Source organism: Arthrobacter sp. NPDC057009 (genome assembly GCF_042673905.1).
Lineage (GTDB): Bacteria > Actinomycetota > Actinomycetes > Actinomycetales > Micrococcaceae > Arthrobacter.
On the sequence record NZ_JBHUSB010000018.1, the window covers coordinates 10,361 to 29,440 of the forward strand.

Genomic DNA, 19,080 nt, shown 5'->3' on the forward strand with positions numbered 1-19,080 from the left:
GCGGCGCACAACCCCCCCCCGGCGCTGTTCCGGGGGGGGTGCTAACCACGGTTGCGCGCTGTGTTGGCCGTTTGCCGGGCTCAAAACGACAACAACTGCGAGCCAGGTGGGAGTTACAGTTAGGCTGGCCGGTGATAGCGAAGCTTGCGTAGACCGCGGATGGTTCGGACCCTCTTCGCAGCAAACCGCCACGAATTTATAGCGACGTGCGGGCGTTTCATCGGTGCGGCAGATGGAAGGGCAATTTTCCGTCTGGCTAGACTTTGTCGGACCACGAGGACTGTCCCGGCAAGGATGACCGTCGCCGCATAAAGCCAGTAATCGAGCGGACGTGGGGCAGGCTGGAGGAGCGCCAGAAGGTCCTCGCCAAACGCGATCAGCGCCGTGGCCGTGGTGACGGTAGCCACTGTCATTAGACGGGAAATAAACCTAACCCGCTGTTCTGCTGTTTCGAGAAGATCCGCAATGTGGGCAGCGGCTGACCACTGCAGAGTGGCCGCAAGCTTGGAAGCGTCTTCCAGGGCATCCACGAGCTTACCCTCTAGGGCCTGAAGTTGCTTCTCTGGATTCGTTGCGTCGGCCGGTCTGGCTCCCGGCGCGACCGTCCAAGCGGTGTGCACCGGCTTCCGCTTGTAGTGCGTCGCTCCGGTCCGAGCACTTTTCTTTCGAGGAGCACGGTGACTATGGGCTTTATAGATGGCTTCTGCCGCTGCCGTTGGAGTGATGAAAGACAGTTTTGCGGCCCGGTCCGCCAAAGAGACATCGGCGTTGTGGCCCACAGCGGTCGCAACTGGAACAGGGGATCTGTGAATAGCCAAGGCGAGGTCGACGCGGTCATATCCACGTAAGTGACTCCAGGGACCCCCGCCCCGTATAAGTACGACGAGGTCCGTATTCGCCTGGTGAGCCTCGTCTAAGTGGGCTTGGATAGTTTGGATGCTGCTGTTATCCGTCCACGACAGAGCTCGGTATGCGATGTCGACGGCAGGAGACCTGACGTCTCGGAAGCGGTGCTTGAAGTCACCCACGCCCTTGGCCCCGGCCGGCGCCAAGACCATGATCCGGCTGGGCCTGCGATCCATGCCTTGGAAGACGGTCTCCGGATCGGCATGGACGAACAGCTCCCCAAGGCGCTCGCTAGGTACGCCAGCCGCCCGTAGTTCGGCCTTCGCCGCTCTGTCCGCCAAGTAGAGAGCCCCTCGTCGGGCGAATTCAGGTTCGATCCCTGTGACCCTAACGGAGACCTTGCCGTCTTGTGCGAGCCAGGTGGTGCCTGTGAGTTTGAGGACCATCCCCGCTGTCATGGCTTGTTGGAGCGAAAGCCCCGCCCGCCGCAGCGAGTCTTCGATCCCGGGGGCTCTGTCCTCCCAGATGGTGCAGGACAGGACGCTCACGCCGTCCGCAGTCAGGGTGACGAGGTCGAAGTTCCATTTCGCGCCCGACTGAACGGGTGCGACGCACTCTCCTTGAATGCCCCACTCACGCTTGGCGATGGCCTTCCTGACTGACCTCCTGACTTGGCTGACCGAGACATGCTCGGTAGCAAGGGACGGAGTCTTGGCGGACGTAGTCATGGGCCTCCCAACCGGCTGGAGACGGTCCCCAGCGTTCCTGCCAGAGCCTAGCGCCGCCATCGGACATGACCCGTCAAACGGCCGGATCTGGCGCCCAAGTAACTCGCAGTTCTTGTCGTTTCGAAGGCTCAAAACGACAACAACTGCGAGTCAGTTGGGGGAACCGTCCGGTTACTCGAGGCGGCGCTGGCGGGTTTCGGGGGAGAAGAACGCCATCCACAGCACGGACAGGACCACCAGGCCGCCGGCGAGGGCAAACGACGTGGCCAGCCCCAGCTGCGGCCAGAAGTAGTTCGCGAAGATGAGCGGGCCGAACCCTGCCCCCAGCCGTGAGAACGTGGACGCCCAGCCGAAGCCGCTGCCGCGCAGTTCCGTGGGGTACAGCTCGGACACGTAGGCGTAGAGCACCGGGATGGCCACCTGCACCACAAACCCGAACACCAGCAGCCAGAACACCGCGGCGGTGGGCACATCCACCACGAAGGCCACCACCACCAGGATCAGCGCCGACAGCGGCCCCGTGATGGCCAGCAGCCACTTGCGGCCCAGGCGCTCCACGAGCAGCGCTGCCGCGATTACACCCAGAAGCCCGACGGCGGCCATCCCCGCCGTTGTCAGGAACGCCTTGTATTCGGCGAACCCCGCGCCGATCAGGATCCGCGGCATCCAGGTCAGGGACAGGTAGTAGACCAACAGGATGCTCATGAACAGGGCCCATGATGCGGCCGTGATCTTCCAGTTGAACTGCCAGACACCGCGCAGCTGCTGCCAGGCGCTGCCGGCGGAAAGCCGTGGCACGGCCTGCGGCTCGGGCAGGCTGTAGGCGCGGGGCTCGGCTCCAGTGGCCTCAACCAGGCGGTCAATCACCCGGGCGGCTTCGTCCCGGCGGCCCTTGCGGATCAGGAACAGCGGCGACTCCGGCACGCTGCGCCGCACCCAGAACACCAGCAGGGCGGGCAGCACCATGACGAGCATGGTCAGGCGCCAGTCGGCAAACGCGGCCACGAGCCAGGCGGACACGAAGCCGCAGAGCGCAGCACCCACGGGCCACCAGCCATCCATGGCGGTGAGGACCCGGCCGCGCTGCCTGCGCGGCGTGAATTCACCCACCAGCGCGTAGTCCACCGGAATGCAGCCGCCCAGGCCGAAACCCGCCATGAAGCGGAACACGCAGAACCAGATGAAGTCGGGGGAGAAGGCGCCAAGCACCGTGAACAGCGAGAAGATCAGCAGCGTGGCCGCGAAGGCCTTCCTGCGACCGATGGTGTCCGCGATGGTGCCCCAGATGAAGGCGCCGAGGGCCATCCCGATCAGGTTCGCGGTGCCGATCCAGCCGGCCTCGCCCGGAGTGAGGCTCCAGTGGCTGGACAGCAGCGGAATGAGGATGCCGTTAAGGGTGACGTCCCACGCATCGAACATGAATCCCAGGCCCCCGATCAGGAAGATCCGGCCCTGCACTTTCCAGCGCCACGGCAGCTCCTGGACTACCTGCTCGCCACTGGGGACAGCGGTGTAAATGTTCATTTCGGCCTCCTGCTTAAACCTTACGTTGCTAAAGGCACCGGAGCCCGGGTCTCCGCCCGGTCCCCGGGCCCGCCTTCACACTCTGCCGGCCAGCCGGACGAGGCGTGCCGACACGATAAACTGGCCGTATCCCCACCAACCGCGGCACATCAACCGCGTTATAAAGACGGAGACTTTTGTGACCCTGACGCAGCTTGACCGTGTTCCCATCCGCCGGGCCCTGATCTCGGTATACGACAAGACCGGTCTGGAGGAGCTCGCCAAGGGCCTGCACGCAGCAGGCGTCAAAATCGTTTCCACCGGCTCCACCGCCAAGAAGATCGCCGCGGCCGGCATCCCGGTCCAGGAAGTCGAGGAAGTCACCGGTTCCCCGGAGATGCTGGATGGCCGGGTCAAGACCCTGCACCCGCGCGTCCACGGCGGCATCCTCGCCGACCGCCGGGTCCCCGCGCACATGGAAACCCTCGCCAAGATGGAGATCGAGGCCTTCGACCTCGTCGTGGTGAACCTCTACCCGTTCGTGGAGACGGTGAAGTCTGGCGCCGCCCAGGACGACGTCGTGGAGCAGATCGACATCGGAGGCCCTGCCATGGTGCGCTCCGCCGCGAAGAACCACGCCGCCGTCACCATTGTGGTGGACCCGACGTTCTACGGTGACGTGGTCCGCGCCGCCGCAGAGGGCGGCTTCGACCTCAAGACCCGCCGCCGGCTCGCCGCGAAGGCGTTCGCGCACACGGCCAGCTACGACACCGCCGTGGCCACCTGGACCGCCAGCCAGTTCCTCGACGAGGACGGTGACGGCGTCATCGACTGGCCCGCCTACGCCGGCCTGGCCCTGGAACGCTCCGAGGTGCTGCGCTACGGCGAGAACCCGCACCAGCAGGCCGCGCTGTACGTCGACAAGGCAGCCCCGGTAGGCATCGCCCAGGCAGACCAACTGCACGGCAAGGCCATGAGCTACAACAACTTCGTGGACGCCGACGCAGCACTGCGGGCCGCCTACGACTTCGCCGAGCCCGCCGTGGCCATCATCAAGCACGCCAACCCCTGCGGCGTGGCCGTCGCCTCCGCCGGCGCCGCGGACCCGATCGCCGACGCCCACGCCAAGGCCCACGCCTGCGACCCCGTCTCTGCCTTCGGCGGCGTCATCGCGGCCAACCGCCCGGTAACCGCCGGCATGGCCAACACCGTCAAGGACATCTTCACCGAGGTTGTCATCGCCCCCGGCTTCGAGCCCGAGGCCGTGGAAATCCTCAGCAAGAAGAAGAACATCCGCCTGCTCGCCCTCCCCGAGGGCTACGGCCGCTACCCGACCGAAATCCGCCAGGTCTCCGGCGGTGTGCTGGTGCAGGTCACCGACAAGGTGAACGCCGACGGCGACAACCCCGCCAACTGGACGCTCGCCGCCGGTGAAGCGGCCGACGACGCCACCCTGGCCGACCTCGCCTTCGCCTGGACCGCCTGCCGCGCAGCCAAGTCCAACGCCATCCTGCTCGCCTCGAATGGTGCCGCAGTCGGCATCGGCATGGGCCAGGTCAACCGCCTGGACTCCTGCAAGCTCGCGGTGGAGCGGGCCAACACGCTCGGCGTGCAGGTTGAGTCCAATGTCGACGGTGCAGGCGGCGCCTCCAACGCGGACGCTGCCGGCGCACCTGCCCGTGCCCGCGGCGCGGTCGCAGCCTCGGACGCGTTCTTCCCGTTCGCCGACGGCCTGCAGATCCTGATCGACGCCGGCGTGCGGGCTGTTGTGCAGCCCGGCGGCTCCGTCCGGGACGAGGAAGTCGTCGCCGCCGCTAACGCTGCAGGCATCACCATGTACTTCACCGGCGCCCGCCACTTCTTCCACTAGTCCCCACCGCCTCCCTAACCTCGCTGCGCTCGGCCAGGGAACCCGGGCGGCGTGGGCCCAACCGCCTCCCTAACCTCGCTGCGCTCGGCCAGGGAACCCGGGCGGCGTGGGCCCAACCGCCTCCCTAACCTCGCTGCGCTCGGCCAGGGAACCCGGGCGGCGTGGGCCCAACCGCCTCCCTAACCTCGCTGTGCTCGGCCAGGAACCCGGCGGCGTGGCCCAAGCAAAGCCCGACAGCGGCTGCCCCCTAAGGGGACGGCCGCCGTCGGGCTTTAACTTACTTTTCTTCAGATTGGGGCTGGCTTTCCTCCGGTTCCGGCAACCGGATGTCCCGGGGGAGGGCTTCGGCCATCCGTTCCGGGGTCCAGTAGGCCAGGATTTCCTCGGGCGTCTGGCCGACGTTGTGGCCTACCGCGGTGCCGTCAGATTCGTCACTTCCTCTGTGCACTGTCGTAGACCTTCATGATGGTGGAACCCCAGAAGGGTCCGAACATGGTGGTTGAACGTGTTCCGTACCCGTAGCTGTTGACGGAGTTCTGGAAGCCGTTGGGACCGTCCGCCTCATCCGTGTCGCCCTGGACAAACCACGGGCCGCCTGAGGAACCGCCGGTCATGTCGCAGGAAATGCCCTGCGAATTGAACTGGGGGTTGATGGCGTCGTCTTTGGCTGTGCCCGTGCAGCTTACGAGCGTTTGCCCTGTGAACGGGGCCGCGGCGGGGTAGCCGTAGGACTTGTACGTCAGGCCGCGGGGCTGGCTGAATTCGACGCCGGACGCACCCACCACATCGGCGAGGGTCTTGCCTCCCACCCGGGCCACCACGGCGAAGCCGGTGTCGTACCTGATGTCGCCGCCCGAGGTCCATTTCCGTGCGGCGTGCAGCGACCGGGCAGGCCACTGACCGTAGGGGGCCTTCCCGCTGACGTAGCCCGGAACGAAGACCCAGTTGGTGGCGAAGGCGCCCGGTCCCTCATTGACGCAGTGGCCGGCGGTGGCCACCAGGCTCTTGTTGGCGGCGGCGACCGAGTTGCCGGAGCAGACGTAATTGGCCCCGCCAAGGGTGAAGAAGACCTTGCCGATGTGGCTCACCGGGGCTTCGTCTACATGCAGGGCGGTGGTCTGCGCCGTGGTGCCGGCGAATCTGGTCAACTCTCCCGACTCCACTTCAGCCGCGGGCCAAGGGCCTTTGTTGTCCTGCCGGGCCACGGCCTTGGCGGCGAGCACTTCCCCGGGAACGGCGGCGCGCATGCGCTCCGGTGTCCAGTAGCCCTGTGGGCTGGACACCGGAATGCTTTCGACCTGGAGTTGGGTCGAGTCCTGCGGCGTGGCAGAAGAGGCTGTTGCGCCGCCGATGGCGCTCGCGGCCAGCAGCAGACCAGTGGAGAGGCTCAGGAGGCTGCCGGCCAGAGTCTTTTTGCTCGTCATTGCGGTCCTACCTATCAGGTGGGGCGGGCCCCGCGAGGCACGCCGGGTGACTGATTGACCTACCCGGGGGATGACAAGCTCGGTTGGTGACGATTCAAGTTTTTGTTTGCCAGGTAGGGGGTGCTGATCTGCCCCTGCCGCAAGGGGTTCCAACTGACTTCAGCCGCCGAAGCGGTATTCGTTTATGAGAGAAAGATTAGGACTCATAGGCCCCGGGGACAATGGATAGTGTGGCGGAAGACACGGGAACGGGGTCATGCAGGGCCGCCGGGCCGTCCGGGTAAGGTTCAACCGGTACACCTCGGGTAAGTTAAAGGTTGGTGAAATAGCCGGAATACCAGATACAAGCCGACCTTCAGGGAGACGCCCGAGCATGGCCAAAATTATCTATACCCACACCGACGAAGCGCCGATGCTGGCCACATATTCGTTCCTGCCGATCATCGAGGCGTTCGCGTCCACGGCAGGTGTGCAGGTGGAGACCCGCGACATTTCGCTGGCCGGCCGCATCATCGCCGTCTTCGGCGACTACCTCACTGAAGAGCAGCGGATCGGTGACGCCCTGGCTGAACTCGGTGAACTGGCAAAGAAGCCGGAAGCCAACATCATCAAGCTGCCCAACATCAGCGCATCCGTGCCGCAGCTGAAGGCGGCCATCGCGGAGCTTCAGTCCCAGGGCTACAAGCTGCCGGACTACCCGGACAACCCGACGTCGGACGAAGAGACCGCCATCCGGTCCCGCTATGACAAGATCAAGGGCTCCGCAGTGAACCCGGTCCTGCGTGAAGGCAACTCGGACCGCCGCGCGCCGCTGTCGGTCAAGAACTACGCCCGGCAGAACCCGCACTCCATGGGTGCCTGGACCCCCGAGTCCAAGACCAACGTGGCACACATGGACGCCAACGACTTCCGCTCCAACGAGCAGTCCGTGGTGGTCCCGGCCGACGGCACCATCGAAATCCAGCTGGTCCGTGAAGACGGCACGGTCAAGGTCCTGAAGAAGGCCTTCCCGGTCCTCGCCGGCGAAGTGATCGACGGCACCGTGATGCGCGCCGCCGCCCTCGATGAGTTCCTGGCGGCACAGGTAACCCGCGCCAAGGAAGAGGGCGTGCTCTTCTCCGCCCACCTGAAGGCCACCATGATGAAGGTCTCCGACCCCATCATCTTCGGCCACGTGGTCAAGGCCTACTTCTCCGAGCTGTTCGACACCTACGGCAAGCAGCTCGCCGCGGCCGGCCTCAGCCCCAACAACGGCCTCGCCTCCATCCTCAACGGACTGGACGAGCTGCCCGAGGACGTCCGCGAGGGTGTCCAGGCCGCCATCAAGAAGGGCCTCGAAGAGGGCCCCGCGCTCGCCATGGTCGACTCCGACAAGGGCATCACCAACCTGCACGTCCCCAGCGACGTCATCGTGGACGCCTCCATGCCCGCCATGATCCGCACCTCCGGCCACATGTGGGGCCCGGACGGCCAGGAAGCCGACACCCTGGCAGTCCTGCCGGACAGCTCCTACGCCGGCATCTACCAGGTTGTCATCGACGACTGCCGCGCCAACGGCGCCTTCGACCCCACCACGATGGGCACGGTTCCGAACGTCGGCCTCATGGCCCAGGCCGCCGAGGAATACGGCAGCCACGACAAGACCTTCGAAGCCCAGGTCCCCGGCAAGATCCAGGTGGTCGACGGCTCCGGCAACGTCCTGATCGAACACGAAGTTGCCCCGGGCGACATCTGGCGCGCCTGCCAGACCAAGGACCTGGCCATCCGCGACTGGGTCAAGCTGGCCGTGAACCGCGCCCGCGCGTCCCAGACCCCGGCAGTGTTCTGGCTGGACGAGACCCGTGCCCACGACGCCAAGCTCATCGGGAAGGTCCGCGAGTACCTCCAGGAGCACGACACCGAGGGCCTGCAGATCGAGATCCTCTCCCCGGTCAAGGCCACCGCCTTCACCCTGGAGCGCATCCGCAAGGGCGAGGACACCATCTCCGTCACGGGCAACGTGCTCCGCGACTACCTGACGGACCTGTTCCCGATCCTGGAACTGGGCACCAGCGCCAAGATGCTGTCCATCGTTCCGCTGATCAACGGCGGCGGCCTCTTCGAGACCGGCGCCGGCGGTTCGGCCCCGAAGCACGTCCAGCAGCTCCTGAAGGAAAACCACCTGCGCTGGGACAGCCTCGGTGAGTTCCTGGCGCTGGCCGTCAGCTTCGAGCACCTGGCCAACACCACGGACAACGCCCGGGCCCAGGTCCTGGCCGACACCCTGGACCGCGCCACCGGCACCTTCCTGCTGGAGAACAAGTCCCCGAGCCGCAAGGCCGGCGAGATCGACAACCGCGGCAGCCACTACTACCTGGCCCAGTACTGGGCACAGGAACTCGCCAAGCAGACCGAGGACGCCGATCTCGCGGCCTCCTTCGCGCCGGTGGCCGAGGCGCTGACGTCCAACGAGGACGCCATCGTCTCCGAACTGCTGGGCGCCCAGGGCCAGCCGGCCGACATCGGCGGTTACTACCACCCGGACGCCGAGAAGGCTGCGGCAGTCATGCGGCCGTCCGCAACGCTCAACAAGATCGTTGCCAGCCTGGGCTGATTCTTCGGCCCGCCGCCAGGCACCAGAAACGCCCCGCCACTCGCCTGAGTGACGGGGCGTTTCTTCTTGTCCTTGCCGTGCCGGCTGCCGCCGGTCTGGGCGTTGGCCTACCGGTCGGGAATGTCGTCGCGGCGGGTGTCGGTATGCCGGGTTTCGTTGCGCGGCTCACCTGTGCCCTCATCCCCGTAAGGGGCGTCGACGGCGAGGTCCGGGTCCGTGCTCACCGGCCGTTCCGTGGCCGAGGCGTCGTAGGCGTCACCGGATTCGTAGCTGCGTCCCGGGACCGCGTCCATGCCGGCACCCTCGGAGTAGCCGGTGCTTGCGCCCGGGTCCCCGTCACCGCCGGCCGCCGTGGCCCCCCAGGTGCCTGTCTCCCTGCTCGCTCCGGCACCGGCCGCTCCGGTTCCGACGCCGGCACCCGCCGCCGTCGTACGGGCGTCACCTTCCACCTCGCCGCCGCTCACGCTCTCACGCCAGGCGCCGGTTTCGGTGTCACGTTCCTCGATGAACTTCTTGAACTTCTTCAGGTCCGAGGCGACCTGCCGCGAATCGAGGCCGGTGGCTGCGCCGAGCTTCTCCACCGCGGATTCCGGCTCCCAGGTCAGCTCCACGTTCACCTTGGTCTCGTTGGCGCCGAGGGACTCAAACCACACGGTGCCCGAGTTGCGCGGCTCATTCAGGCTCTCCCACGTAACGCGCTGGTCCGGTTCCTGGACGGTGATCTGGGCGTCGTACTCGCGCTTCACACCCGCGATGCTGGTTTCGAAATGAACAGTGGTGTCATCGAGCTGGCGGACGGCGTCCACGCCGCTCATGAAGTTGGGGAAATCCTCAAACTGGGTCCATTGGTTGTAGGCCTGGCGTACGGGGACATCGACAGTGATCGATTCCTGGACAGTTGCCATGCTTGGTTCACTCCTTCAGCGTACGGGGGGGATGGCCCGTGGTTCTGATTGCCCTTGTTCGGATGGAACACCTCCAACGTAGCGGGAAGCACGCGGCATTTGAAGAGAGAAAGTAAGGTTGCTGACTATGACGCGCGCAGCGCCCGGATGACGGCCCACGGTTGTGGGCGGCGGCCGGGTTTCGTAGGGTACTAAGCAGGCTTATCTTTCGGCCCGCGCGCCCAGCGCCGGTGGCCGAGTCCGGTTAGGCCGCCGTTTCGGAAAGGATTATCTCTGTGCCCGAAGAATCAGCAATCAACATCCCGGGAGCACCGGCAGGCGAGCAGCCCGCCGTCGTCGAGCCCACCACCCCAAGGGAACCTTTGCCGCCCAAGCCGGACCAGCAGGGGCCGGAGGCAGTGTCCCCGACCGGCAGCCCCACCGGCGCTCCGGAACACGCCCGGGCCCAGTCCGGGCAGTACCTGACCACCGCACAGGGCCTCCGGCTGACGGATACGGACCATTCGCTTAAGGCCGGTCCGCGGGGACCGATCCTGCTCCAGGACCACCACCTCCGGGAGAAGATCACGCACTTCGACCACGAGAGGATCCCGGAGCGTGTAGTGCACGCCCGGGGTGCTGGCGCCCACGGCGTGTTCCGGTCGTACGGCACGGCCGCCAACATCACCCGGGCGGGCTTCCTTGCCAAGGACGTGGAAACTCCCGTATTCGTCAGGTTCTCCACCGTCCTCGGCTCGCGCGGCTCCGCCGACACCGTCCGGGACACTCGGGGATTCTCCACCAAGTTCTACACCGACGAGGGTGTGTACGACCTGGTGGGCAACAACATCCCGGTGTTCTTCATCCAGGACGGGATCAAGTTCCCGGACATTGTGCACGCCGCAAAGCCGCACCCGGACCGCGAGATCCCGCAGGCCCAGAGCGCCCACGACACGTTCTGGGATTTCGTGTCGCTGCACACCGAGGCCCAGGCGCACACCATGTGGAACATGTCCGACCGCGGCATCCCGCGTTCTTACCGCACCATGGAGGGCTTCGGCGTCCACACCTTCCGCCTGGTCAACGCCGAGGGTGCCACGACGCTCGTCAAATTCCACTGGAAGCCGAAGCAGGGCGTGCACTCGCTGGTCTGGGAGGAGGCCCAGATCATCAACGGCATGGATCCGGACTTCCACCGGCGCGATCTGGCGGACGCCATCGAGGCCGGCGCCTACCCGGAATGGGAGCTGGGAATCCAGACGTTCCCGGACACCGAGGACCAGATGTTCGAGGGCATCGACCTGCTGGACCCCACCAAGTTTGTGCCCGAGGAACTGGCTCCCGTCCAGCCGATCGGCCTGATGACGCTCAACGCCAACCCGGTCAACTACTTCGCCGAAACGGAGCAGGTGGCCTTCCATCCCGGGCACCTGGTGCCCGGCATCGACGTCACCAACGATCCGCTCCTGCAGGTCAGGCTGTTCTCGTACCTGGACACCCAGATCTCGCGCCTCGGTGGGCCGAACTTCGCACAGATCCCCATCAACCGGCCGCAGGCCCCGGTGAACGACATGCTGCGCGACGGCATGCACCAGACCGCCGTCCACACCGGCGTGGCTCCCTACCGGCCCAATTCCCTCGACGGCGGCTGCCCGTTCAAGGCCGGCGCGGACCTTGGGGCCTTCGTTGACGTTCCGGAAGCTGTGGCCGAAGCCATCAAGCAGCGCAAGAACCCCGCCTCCTTTGATGATCACTACAGCCAGCCGCGGCTATTCTTCCGGAGCCTCACTCCCGTGGAGCAGGACCACGTGATCCAGGCCTACACGTTCGAGCTCGGCAAGTGCTACGAGAAGCCCGTCCGTGAGCGCCAGCTGCTCGCCCTGGCAAACATCGACGCCGAACTGTGCGCCGCCGTTGCCCGCGGCCTGGGCATGCCCGCTCCGGAGGCCACCGAGAACGTGCCCGAGGCCCAGCCCAGCCCTGCCCTCTCCCAGCTCGGCAAGACCTGGCCGGTGGCCGGCCGGGTTGTCGGGATTGTGGCGGACGAGTCCAGCGACCTCGAGGCAATCCGCGATGCCCGCAAGGCGCTCGACGACGCCGGCATCCTGCCGCTGGTGATCGCCCCGTCCGGCGGGACGCTCGGGGGAGAGGCCGACGGCGGGATCCCGGTTCAGCGGACCTACCTCACCGCCCGCTCCACCGAGTTCGACGCGGTCATCCTGGCAGGATCGGCGGAGCCGGCGGACGACGCCGAACAGGGCCTGGACGCGAAGGCCGGCGAACCCGGTGTCTCGCTTGATCCGCGCGTGGTGCTGCTGTTGTCGGAGGCCTTCCGGCATGTCAAGGCCATCGGGGCGTGGGGCTCGGGCGCAGCCGGCGTGGATGCCGCGAGCATTCCGGATGACGCGGCCGGCGTGGTGCTCGGCGACAGTGCAGGGCAGGTGGTTTCGCAGATCCAGGAGCTGCTGGCCGCCCACCGGGCGTGGGAGCGCTTCCCGGCAGCGACCTCCTGACGGTCGTGCACGGGCAGAAATTCTCCTGACGGCTAAAAAACAAGGACTGCTCCCAAGGTGGGACTAGTCCTTGTTTTTGCCCGCCCCCTTGTTTCCTTCCGAACTGCCCTTCCCGGAGTTGTCCTGGGGTCCACCGTTTGCCGGAGCCGGTGCAGGGACGGGAGCCGGGACCACCACCACGGGGGAGGGAACGGGGGAGGGTTTCGCAGTTGCCGCGGCCTTAGTGGCCGCGGCCTTCGCAGCGGCGGCCTTGGCGGCCGCGTCCGCAGCCTTCTTTTTGGCGGCCTGTGCGGCGGTAAGGTCGGCCCGGACGGCGCTGATGGCCGCAACGATGCTCCGGTGGCGCTTGAAGGAAACCTGCCCGGCGGCCGCCGCAGCATCCAGCTCGGCAGACAGCCGGTCCAGTGACGTCAGGGCGGCAGCGGGATTGCTGCTGGCTGCAGACCGGGTGACCTCCAGGACCCGCTGTTGGAGCTTTGAGGCTGTGTCTGCTTCCAGTTCCGGGGCGGCACCGGCGCAACCGGCCAGTCCGGCTGCAAGCATGCACCCAGTGAAAACTGTCATCGCCCGGCGCCACGCGGCCTGCGTCCGGCGTGGGCTCATGGTTCAACACTCCTTTGCAGCTCTTTGAGATGGTCGCCCAAGGTGCCGCTGACGCTGGGGTAGGGAACGACGTCGGGCGTTGCAGGTGAGTTGGCGGCGACAGTCAGCGCGGCTGCTCCGCCAAGCAGAGCGGCGGCGGCAAGCCCGGCGCCGATCCGGAAACGTCGGCGTCTCTTCGCTGCGCCAGCGCGGGCGCTTGGGCCTGGCAACGTTTCGGGTGCCGGTGACGGGTGTGCTTGAGTTTCGGCTGTTGATTGCGGCTCGGATGAACCGGACGGAAGTATCGACGGCGGCCGGGAGGGCAGGGCGGGAAGAATGCGGGTGTGCTCCTCTGCCAGCTCTCCGGGAGCGGAGTCGGGTGACACGAGGGCATGCCGGAGGGCCACTTCCAGGTCGGCGGCGGAGGGCCGCTCCAAGGGTTCGAGGGCGGTCATGGAAGCGAGCAAGTGCTGCCATTCAGTGGGCAGGTCGTCGGGTACTTCCGGGGCACGGTGCAGCCGTGCCACCGCTGATTCCACGGCGCTGCCCGGGTATTCGACAGTGCCTTTGATGCATTCCAGCAGCACGAGGCCAAGCGAATAGATGTCCGAGGCGGGAGAGAGCGGGGAGCCCATGGCCTGTTCGGGGCTCAGGTAGGCGGCCGTGCCCACCATGGTGCCGGTGGCTGTGAGCCGCGTGCCGTCCTCAATCCGGGCGATGCCGAAGTCGGTCAGTTTGGGGCGGACCGGTTCGCCGGGCCGGACCTGGACGAGGAGGATGTTGGCGGGTTTGATGTCGCGGTGGATGATGCCCAGCCCGTGAACGTAGGCGAGGGCATCGGCGATGCCGGCGCCGATGACGGACAGTTCGTCGAGCGGAACGCGGCTGTGGCGGATCCGGCTGCGCAGGTCCTGGCCCTCCACGAGTTCCATGGTCAGGAAGGGCCTGGGCTGGTCCGGTATGCGGGTGTCCACGCCGGCGTCGAACAGGGTGACGAGGCTGGGGTGGTTCAGGGTTGCAAGGAGCCGGATCTCGGCTTCCTGCCGTTTGAGTTCGTCGGCGTCGGCGGCCTGCGGGGCGAAGAGCTTCAGGGCGACGTCCCGGCCCAGGTTCTCGTCGGCGGCTGTGTAGACCGAGGACATGCCGCCTCGTCCGATCACTTCACCCAGCCGGTAGCGCCCGCCCAGTACATCCGTTGTCACCCCGACGGGCGTTTCTTCCAACACGTTGCCGTCCTTATCCGCTGTGGCTCGGTGTTAAGGATAATACGTGTACTTATTAAATTTTGCCGCGGGCTGTGGCTGGCGGACCGGTGGGCAGGTGCTGCGCGGGATCCTGCCCCGCCGCCTGGTGCCCGGGGGCCTGGCCCCTGCGCCTGTCGCCGGCGCCTGTCGCTCAGACGAGCACGGCTTCGCCGGCGGTCCGGCATCTGGGAGTCTTGTGAACTCCATTGCGGCGGACCGCCGACGAAGGCGGCTATTCCTTTCTGACCGGGGTCTGGACCCTTAGGCCTTCTTCCTGCGGATCACGAGCAGTGCGCCGATGGCGAGCAGCACCAGGGCCAGGGGCAGCAGCCCGGCGTCGGCTCCGGTGTTGGCGAGCGTCTGCTGTCCGGTGGCCGTGTTTCCGTTGGCCATGCCTGCGTTCGCCTTGGTTGCCGTGCTCTCCGATGCTGCGGCGCCGGTGGTCAGCGAACCCGCAGGAAGGATGGCCGCGGCCGGTGCGTTGGTTCCGGTTCCGGTGCCTTCGGTGCCGGAACCCGCCGTGCCGGCGCCTGTTGCGGCTCCGCCGGTCGTATCGGTGCCGGTTCCGCTGCCTTCGGTTCCGGTACCCGCCGCGCCGGTGCCGTCAGTGCTGGTGCCGCCGGTATCTGTTCCATCACCGGGGGCCGTGCCGGAACCGGTTCCGTCACCCGGATCGGTAGCAGGCGGCGTGGTCTCAGTTCCTGTGCCCAGTCCGATTCCCAGATCAACGCCCAGGTCCACAGTCGTGTCGGTTCCCGTGCCGAGCCCGAGGTCGACAGTGCCGTCAGCACCGGTTCCCAGTGAACCTGTGTTACCGAGGTTGAGGTCGACGACGGCGGTCAGGTCAGGGATGGTGGTGCCGGTTCCCGTTCCGTTGGTGTTGCCGAGGTTGACGTCGACCAGGGCGGTGGCGTCAGCGGCAGGAGCGGTGGTGTCGGTTCCTGCTACCGGGGTGTTGCCGAGGTTGACGTCGACCAGGGCGGTGGCGTCAGCGGCAGGAGCGGTGGTGTCGGTTCCTGCTACCGGGGTGTTGCCGAGGTTGATGTCTGCGGCGGCCGTCACATCCGTAGCCGGAACGGTGGTGTCGGTCCCGTCCAGGGTGGTGTTGCCGAGGTTGACGTCGACTAGGGCGGTGGCGTCGGTGGTCGGAACAACGGTGGTGTCGGTGCCCGCCACGGCGGTGTTGCCGAGGTTGACGTCGACCAGGGCGGTAGCGTCCGTGGCCGGAAGGGTGGTGTCGGTTCCGGTCACGGTCGTGTTGCCGAGGTTGACGTCGACCAGTGCCGTCGCCGCCGGTGCCACGGCGGCAGTGCTGCCGCTTGAGGTTCCGGTGCTGAGGTCGAGGTCGGCGTTAACGCTGACAGTGGAAGAATTCGACGGCGCTGGGCCACCCAGCAGACCCAGCGACGTCGAAGCATTGAGGTCCGCCGAAGCGGTTTCGGCCGCGATGTCGACCGCGCCCGTGGCAGTGGTGTCCGCGCTCGCCGCGGTAGCGCCGAGGGCCAATAGCCCTCCGGCAAAGAGGGTGCCTAATAGGCCCCTGCGAACTGTCTGGTGCATTGTGATGTCTCCTGAAAAGTTGTTGTCAGGTGCTCATGGCAGCCTGATTGGCCGTGTGTCTGCCGCAGGGAGGCAGAAGGGGCCCAACTAGTCAGGACGGGAGCCGGGGTCGTTGGCCACCGGCGAAGGAACATGCTGAAGGGGTCCGCTGACGGGGACAAATCCCATGAGCGGCAGGTATTCGAAGGAGCTGTTTAGCCAGGCGGCGGAAGCAGAGGGGCCGCCGGAGGATGTGCCGCTGCCCGAGCCTGAGGCCGGAGCCGGAAGCAGCGCCTCGGGCGTTGGCGTGCGGTCCCCACCGGACGGTGAGTCTCCGCCGGCAGGAATCTTCGGGGCAGGCCCCGCTGGCGCGACCGCCTTTGGCGCGACCACTTGGCTGTGATGAGCCGGCGAGCCGAGGGCAGGCTGAACGGCCGGCGCAGACGCTGCAGAGGGCGCGGCGAGGCTGCCTGCGACCCCTGGGCTTGCGTAAATTCGGCCCGTTTCAGCGAGACCAGCTGCGGTGAGCCGATCTGGAACGGCGACAGTCCCTGTGAGGGCCTCCTCTAGCGGCTTAATGATTGGATCCGCTAGAGGAAGTATCTGCGTGAGCACGTCCGTGACCGGGCCAACGGGAAGCTCGACAGGCAGGGCGTCAGTGACCGGGCTCACGGCGTCGGTTACGGGTGCCACAATCCCGGCCACCGGCTTCAGGACTGTCTCGCCCGCGTCCGTTAGCGTTTCATCAGCAATGGCCATCACAGGATCAGTAACCCCGGCCACGGTGTCATCGGGAACCGCTCCTCCGAGCGGCAGGCCGCCCAAGGCGGCGTCGACAGGCTCAACAATGTCCGCCACCACCGGGGCAACCACGGCCACAGGCGTGGGCGCCGCAGGCGCGGCAGGGACGGGAGTCACAGCTGGAGGCGCAACAACCGACGGTTGTTCGGCCGGTGCCGGCGCTAGCGTCGCTGGCAAAGGTGCCGGGATGGCAGCCGGATCGACAGCCGGAGGCGGCGGCGGTGCTACGTCCGGCGTCTGCTGGGCAGCGGCGCGGGTTGCGTGGGCGGTGGAGGAGACCAGCGTGCCAACGCCGCCTGCCACACTGCCCGCACTGCCGTTGACCGAGGAGACAGCCGACGAAATGCTGCTGCCGAGGGAGTCAGATTGCGGGGAATTGTCGGCGTCCGCGGCTGGGGCGGATACAGCCAGCCATGCCACTGCAGCGGCGCCGGCCAACAGAACAGGACGCAAAGGGCGCAGCACAGACAACGACAAAGACGCGATGGTCATGCTTAACACCCCCCGAGCTCACCGAATCAATCGACGACCGTCTTCAGCCTAAGCCTGCCTCAAAGTGAGAGTCCAGAGCCGGAGGCAATAATTCTTTCGATTCGAGTAAGGTAGGCAGGCCTGTTCAGTGTGCATCATTGGGATACGCGACACCGAGCTGCGCGCGGACTCCATCGAACAGCCGCATCGTATTTAGCGAGTCCTCGAGGGGCATGACCGGGCTCTCGGTGAGGCCCTGCTGGACGCACCGCGTCACCTCACGAAGCTCGTACGTATAGCCCCGGCCCATCACCTCGAAGTGTTCCGTCCGCGGCGTCTCCTGCCCGATCCCCACCACCAGCTTCTTGGGGTTGTTGATCGAGCCGAGAGTCTGCAGGTACCCCAGGCTGCCGGCAACAGTCGCGCTGCGGGGGCCGTGCGCGAGCAGGGACGAAGTGAGCTGTGCCTGCGCGCCGTGATGGTAACCCAGGGTGAGCGCATTCTGGGCGTCCACGCCGTCGTCGTTCAAAGTGCCCATGGCACTGACCGTCTGCGGGAAACCCAAGGTGCCAAGGGCCCACAGCAGCGGGTAAACGGTGATGTCGAGGAGTGCACCGCCGCCGTCCTGCACAGCCCAGAGCCTTGCCGTGGGGGAGTAAGGCGCCGGAAAGCCAAGGTCGGCCGTGACCCACTGGACGGTTCCAAGTTCGCCGGAATGCGCGATCTCAAACGCCCTCTGCATGCTGGGCAGGAACCGGCTCCACACGGCTTCCATGAGGAACAGCTTCTTTTCGCGGGCCACCTTGATCAGCTCGGCAGCTTCGCGGGCATTGATGGTGAACGCCTTTTCGCAAAGAACATGCTTGCCTGCGCGGAGCGCAGCCAGGACAACCCGGTGATGCTGGGCGTGCGGCGTTGCCACGTAGACGACGTCCACCGCGTCATCGGCGAGGAGCCTTTCATAGCCGAGCCGTCCGCCGTCGTCCCCGTACGCCACGGCAAAGCCGAACTCGCCTGCAAACGCGTCCGCGGTGTGCTGCGCGCGGGAGCTGACGGCGTAAAGTTCCGCATCTTCCAGAAGGGCCAGGTCCTGCGACACCAGGGATGCGATCCGGCCCGTGGCGATGACACCCCACCGCAGCCTGCGGCCGGTGGCGGCAAGGGGATCCTGGTTGGGCTGGGTGAAGAGCCATGGCTTGGCGATCGGTGACGTCATGACGCCATCCTCTCACCCGGCTGAGGGAGGGTTGGGTAAAACACCGCGAGAGGTGAGGGAGGGTTAGGTAAAAACCTGCGAGAGGTGAGGGAGGGTTTCTGGCCCGCCCCCACCTTCCGCGTTAACCCCGACGGCGGTTCCCCCTGGACTGCGGGCTCTAGACGGCTGCCGGTTCTGCAGTGCGGCCGCGGACGGTTTCCTCCGTGAGCGTGCCCTGCTGCAGCCGGAACCTGCGGTCCGTCTTGTTGGCGAGCGTGCGGTCGTGGGTGACCACGAGGATGGTGGTGTTGTGGTCCCGGCTGAGGGAACTGAGCAGTTCGATGATGTGGTCGCCGGTCTGCTCATCCAGGTTGCCCGTGGGCTCGTCGGCGAGGATCAGCTTCGGCTCGTTGGCGAGGGCCCGGGCAATCGCCACGCGCTGCTGCTCGCCGCCGGAGAGACGGTTGATGCGGCGGCCGTGTTTGTCGGGGTCGAGCTGTACCTGCTCCAGCAGCGCCCGCGCCCGCTCAGCCCTGGCGGACTTCCGCATGCCGGCGAACTCCATGGGCAGCATGACGTTGTCCAGTGCGGAGAGGTTGGGGACCAGGTTGAATTGCTGGAACACGAATCCGATGTCCCGGCGCCGGTATTCGGTCAGCTTGCCGTCGGGCATGCCCGCCAGGCTGACGCCATTGACGACGACGTCTCCGCTGGTGGGCTTGTCGAGGGCACCCAGGAGGGACAGGAGTGTGCTCTTGCCGCTGCCGCTCTTGCCCACGATGGACGCCAGTGTGCCCTGCTCCAGTTCGAAGCTGACGCCGTTGACCGGCTTGATGGTCCGGTCGCCGGACCTGAACGTGCGGACAAGATCCTTGACTTCAATCATG

14 protein-coding genes are annotated in these 19,080 nt (G+C 66.5%); 3 read left to right on the plus strand and 11 right to left on the minus strand.

What is annotated here, in order from left to right:
• Positions 1–119: 119 nt before the first annotated feature.
• Both ACFTR6_RS17115 and ACFTR6_RS17120 read right to left on the minus strand, forming a co-directional pair.
• Positions 120–1,574 (minus strand): exodeoxyribonuclease VII large subunit, encoded by a 1,455-nt coding sequence (locus tag ACFTR6_RS17115; protein ID WP_377958748.1) that lies wholly within the window; start codon positions 1,572–1,574, stop codon positions 120–122.
• 171 nt (positions 1,575–1,745) lie between these two features.
• Positions 1,746–3,098: an MFS transporter gene (locus ACFTR6_RS17120; protein ID WP_076798450.1), complete on the minus strand. Its 1,353-nt coding sequence runs from the start codon at positions 3,096–3,098 to the stop codon at positions 1,746–1,748.
• 178 nt (positions 3,099–3,276) lie between these two features.
• On the opposite strand from ACFTR6_RS17120, the gene purH reads away from it, so the two are divergent.
• Positions 3,277–4,947 (plus strand): bifunctional phosphoribosylaminoimidazolecarboxamide formyltransferase/IMP cyclohydrolase, encoded by a 1,671-nt coding sequence (purH, locus tag ACFTR6_RS17125; protein WP_076798449.1) that lies wholly within the window; start codon positions 3,277–3,279, stop codon positions 4,945–4,947.
• Positions 4,948–5,224: 277 nt separating this feature from the next.
• Here the strand turns inward: purH and ACFTR6_RS17130 are convergent, their stop codons facing one another.
• Both ACFTR6_RS17130 and ACFTR6_RS17135 read right to left on the minus strand, forming a co-directional pair.
• Positions 5,225–5,395, minus strand: a complete 171-nt coding sequence (locus ACFTR6_RS17130) for a hypothetical protein (RefSeq protein WP_172411763.1) — start codon at positions 5,393–5,395, stop codon at positions 5,225–5,227.
• Positions 5,379–6,371 (minus strand): trypsin-like serine peptidase, encoded by a 993-nt coding sequence (locus ACFTR6_RS17135; protein ID WP_377958749.1) that lies wholly within the window; start codon positions 6,369–6,371, stop codon positions 5,379–5,381. Before ACFTR6_RS17135 ends, ACFTR6_RS17130 begins: the two co-directional genes overlap by 17 nt.
• A gap of 373 nt (positions 6,372–6,744) precedes the next feature.
• Here ACFTR6_RS17135 and ACFTR6_RS17140 point away from each other — a divergent pair, with 373 nt between their 5' ends.
• Entirely contained in the window at positions 6,745–8,964 is a 2,220-nt protein-coding gene (locus ACFTR6_RS17140; RefSeq protein ID WP_377958750.1) for an NADP-dependent isocitrate dehydrogenase, read from the plus strand.
• Positions 8,965–9,071: 107 nt separating this feature from the next.
• Here ACFTR6_RS17140 and ACFTR6_RS17145 read toward each other — a convergent pair whose 3' ends face one another.
• Positions 9,072–9,869, minus strand: a complete 798-nt coding sequence (locus ACFTR6_RS17145; RefSeq protein WP_377958751.1) for an SRPBCC family protein — start codon at positions 9,867–9,869, stop codon at positions 9,072–9,074.
• Between the two features lie 275 nt (positions 9,870–10,144).
• On the opposite strand from ACFTR6_RS17145, the gene ACFTR6_RS17150 reads away from it, so the two are divergent.
• On the plus strand, positions 10,145–12,361 hold the full coding sequence (locus tag ACFTR6_RS17150) for a catalase (RefSeq protein WP_377958752.1): 2,217 nt from the start codon (positions 10,145–10,147) through the stop codon (positions 12,359–12,361).
• Between the two features lie 63 nt (positions 12,362–12,424).
• On the opposite strand, the gene ACFTR6_RS17155 is transcribed toward ACFTR6_RS17150, so the two are convergent.
• The 6 genes from ACFTR6_RS17155 to ACFTR6_RS17180 form a co-directional block, all read right to left on the minus strand.
• Positions 12,425–12,904 carry a mucin-associated surface protein gene (locus ACFTR6_RS17155; RefSeq protein WP_377958753.1) on the minus strand — a complete coding sequence of 160 codons (480 nt, stop codon included), beginning with the start codon at positions 12,902–12,904 and terminating at the stop codon, positions 12,425–12,427.
• Between the two features lie 56 nt (positions 12,905–12,960).
• Positions 12,961–14,085 carry a serine/threonine-protein kinase gene (locus ACFTR6_RS17160; protein WP_377958797.1) on the minus strand — a complete coding sequence of 375 codons (1,125 nt, stop codon included), beginning with the start codon at positions 14,083–14,085 and terminating at the stop codon, positions 12,961–12,963.
• A 363-nt stretch (positions 14,086–14,448) separates the two neighbouring features.
• Positions 14,449–15,747, minus strand: coding sequence for a hypothetical protein (locus ACFTR6_RS17165; protein ID WP_377958754.1), 1,299 nt, complete (start codon positions 15,745–15,747; stop codon positions 14,449–14,451).
• 87 nt (positions 15,748–15,834) lie between these two features.
• Positions 15,835–17,019, minus strand: coding sequence for a hypothetical protein (locus ACFTR6_RS17170; protein WP_377958755.1), 1,185 nt, complete (start codon positions 17,017–17,019; stop codon positions 15,835–15,837).
• Positions 17,020–17,143: 124 nt separating this feature from the next.
• Entirely contained in the window at positions 17,144–18,214 is a 1,071-nt protein-coding gene (locus ACFTR6_RS17175) for a Gfo/Idh/MocA family protein (protein WP_377958756.1), read from the minus strand.
• 157 nt (positions 18,215–18,371) lie between these two features.
• Positions 18,372–19,079 (minus strand): ABC transporter ATP-binding protein, encoded by a 708-nt coding sequence (locus ACFTR6_RS17180; protein WP_377958757.1) that lies wholly within the window; start codon positions 19,077–19,079, stop codon positions 18,372–18,374.
• Position 19,080 lies beyond the last annotated feature (1 nt).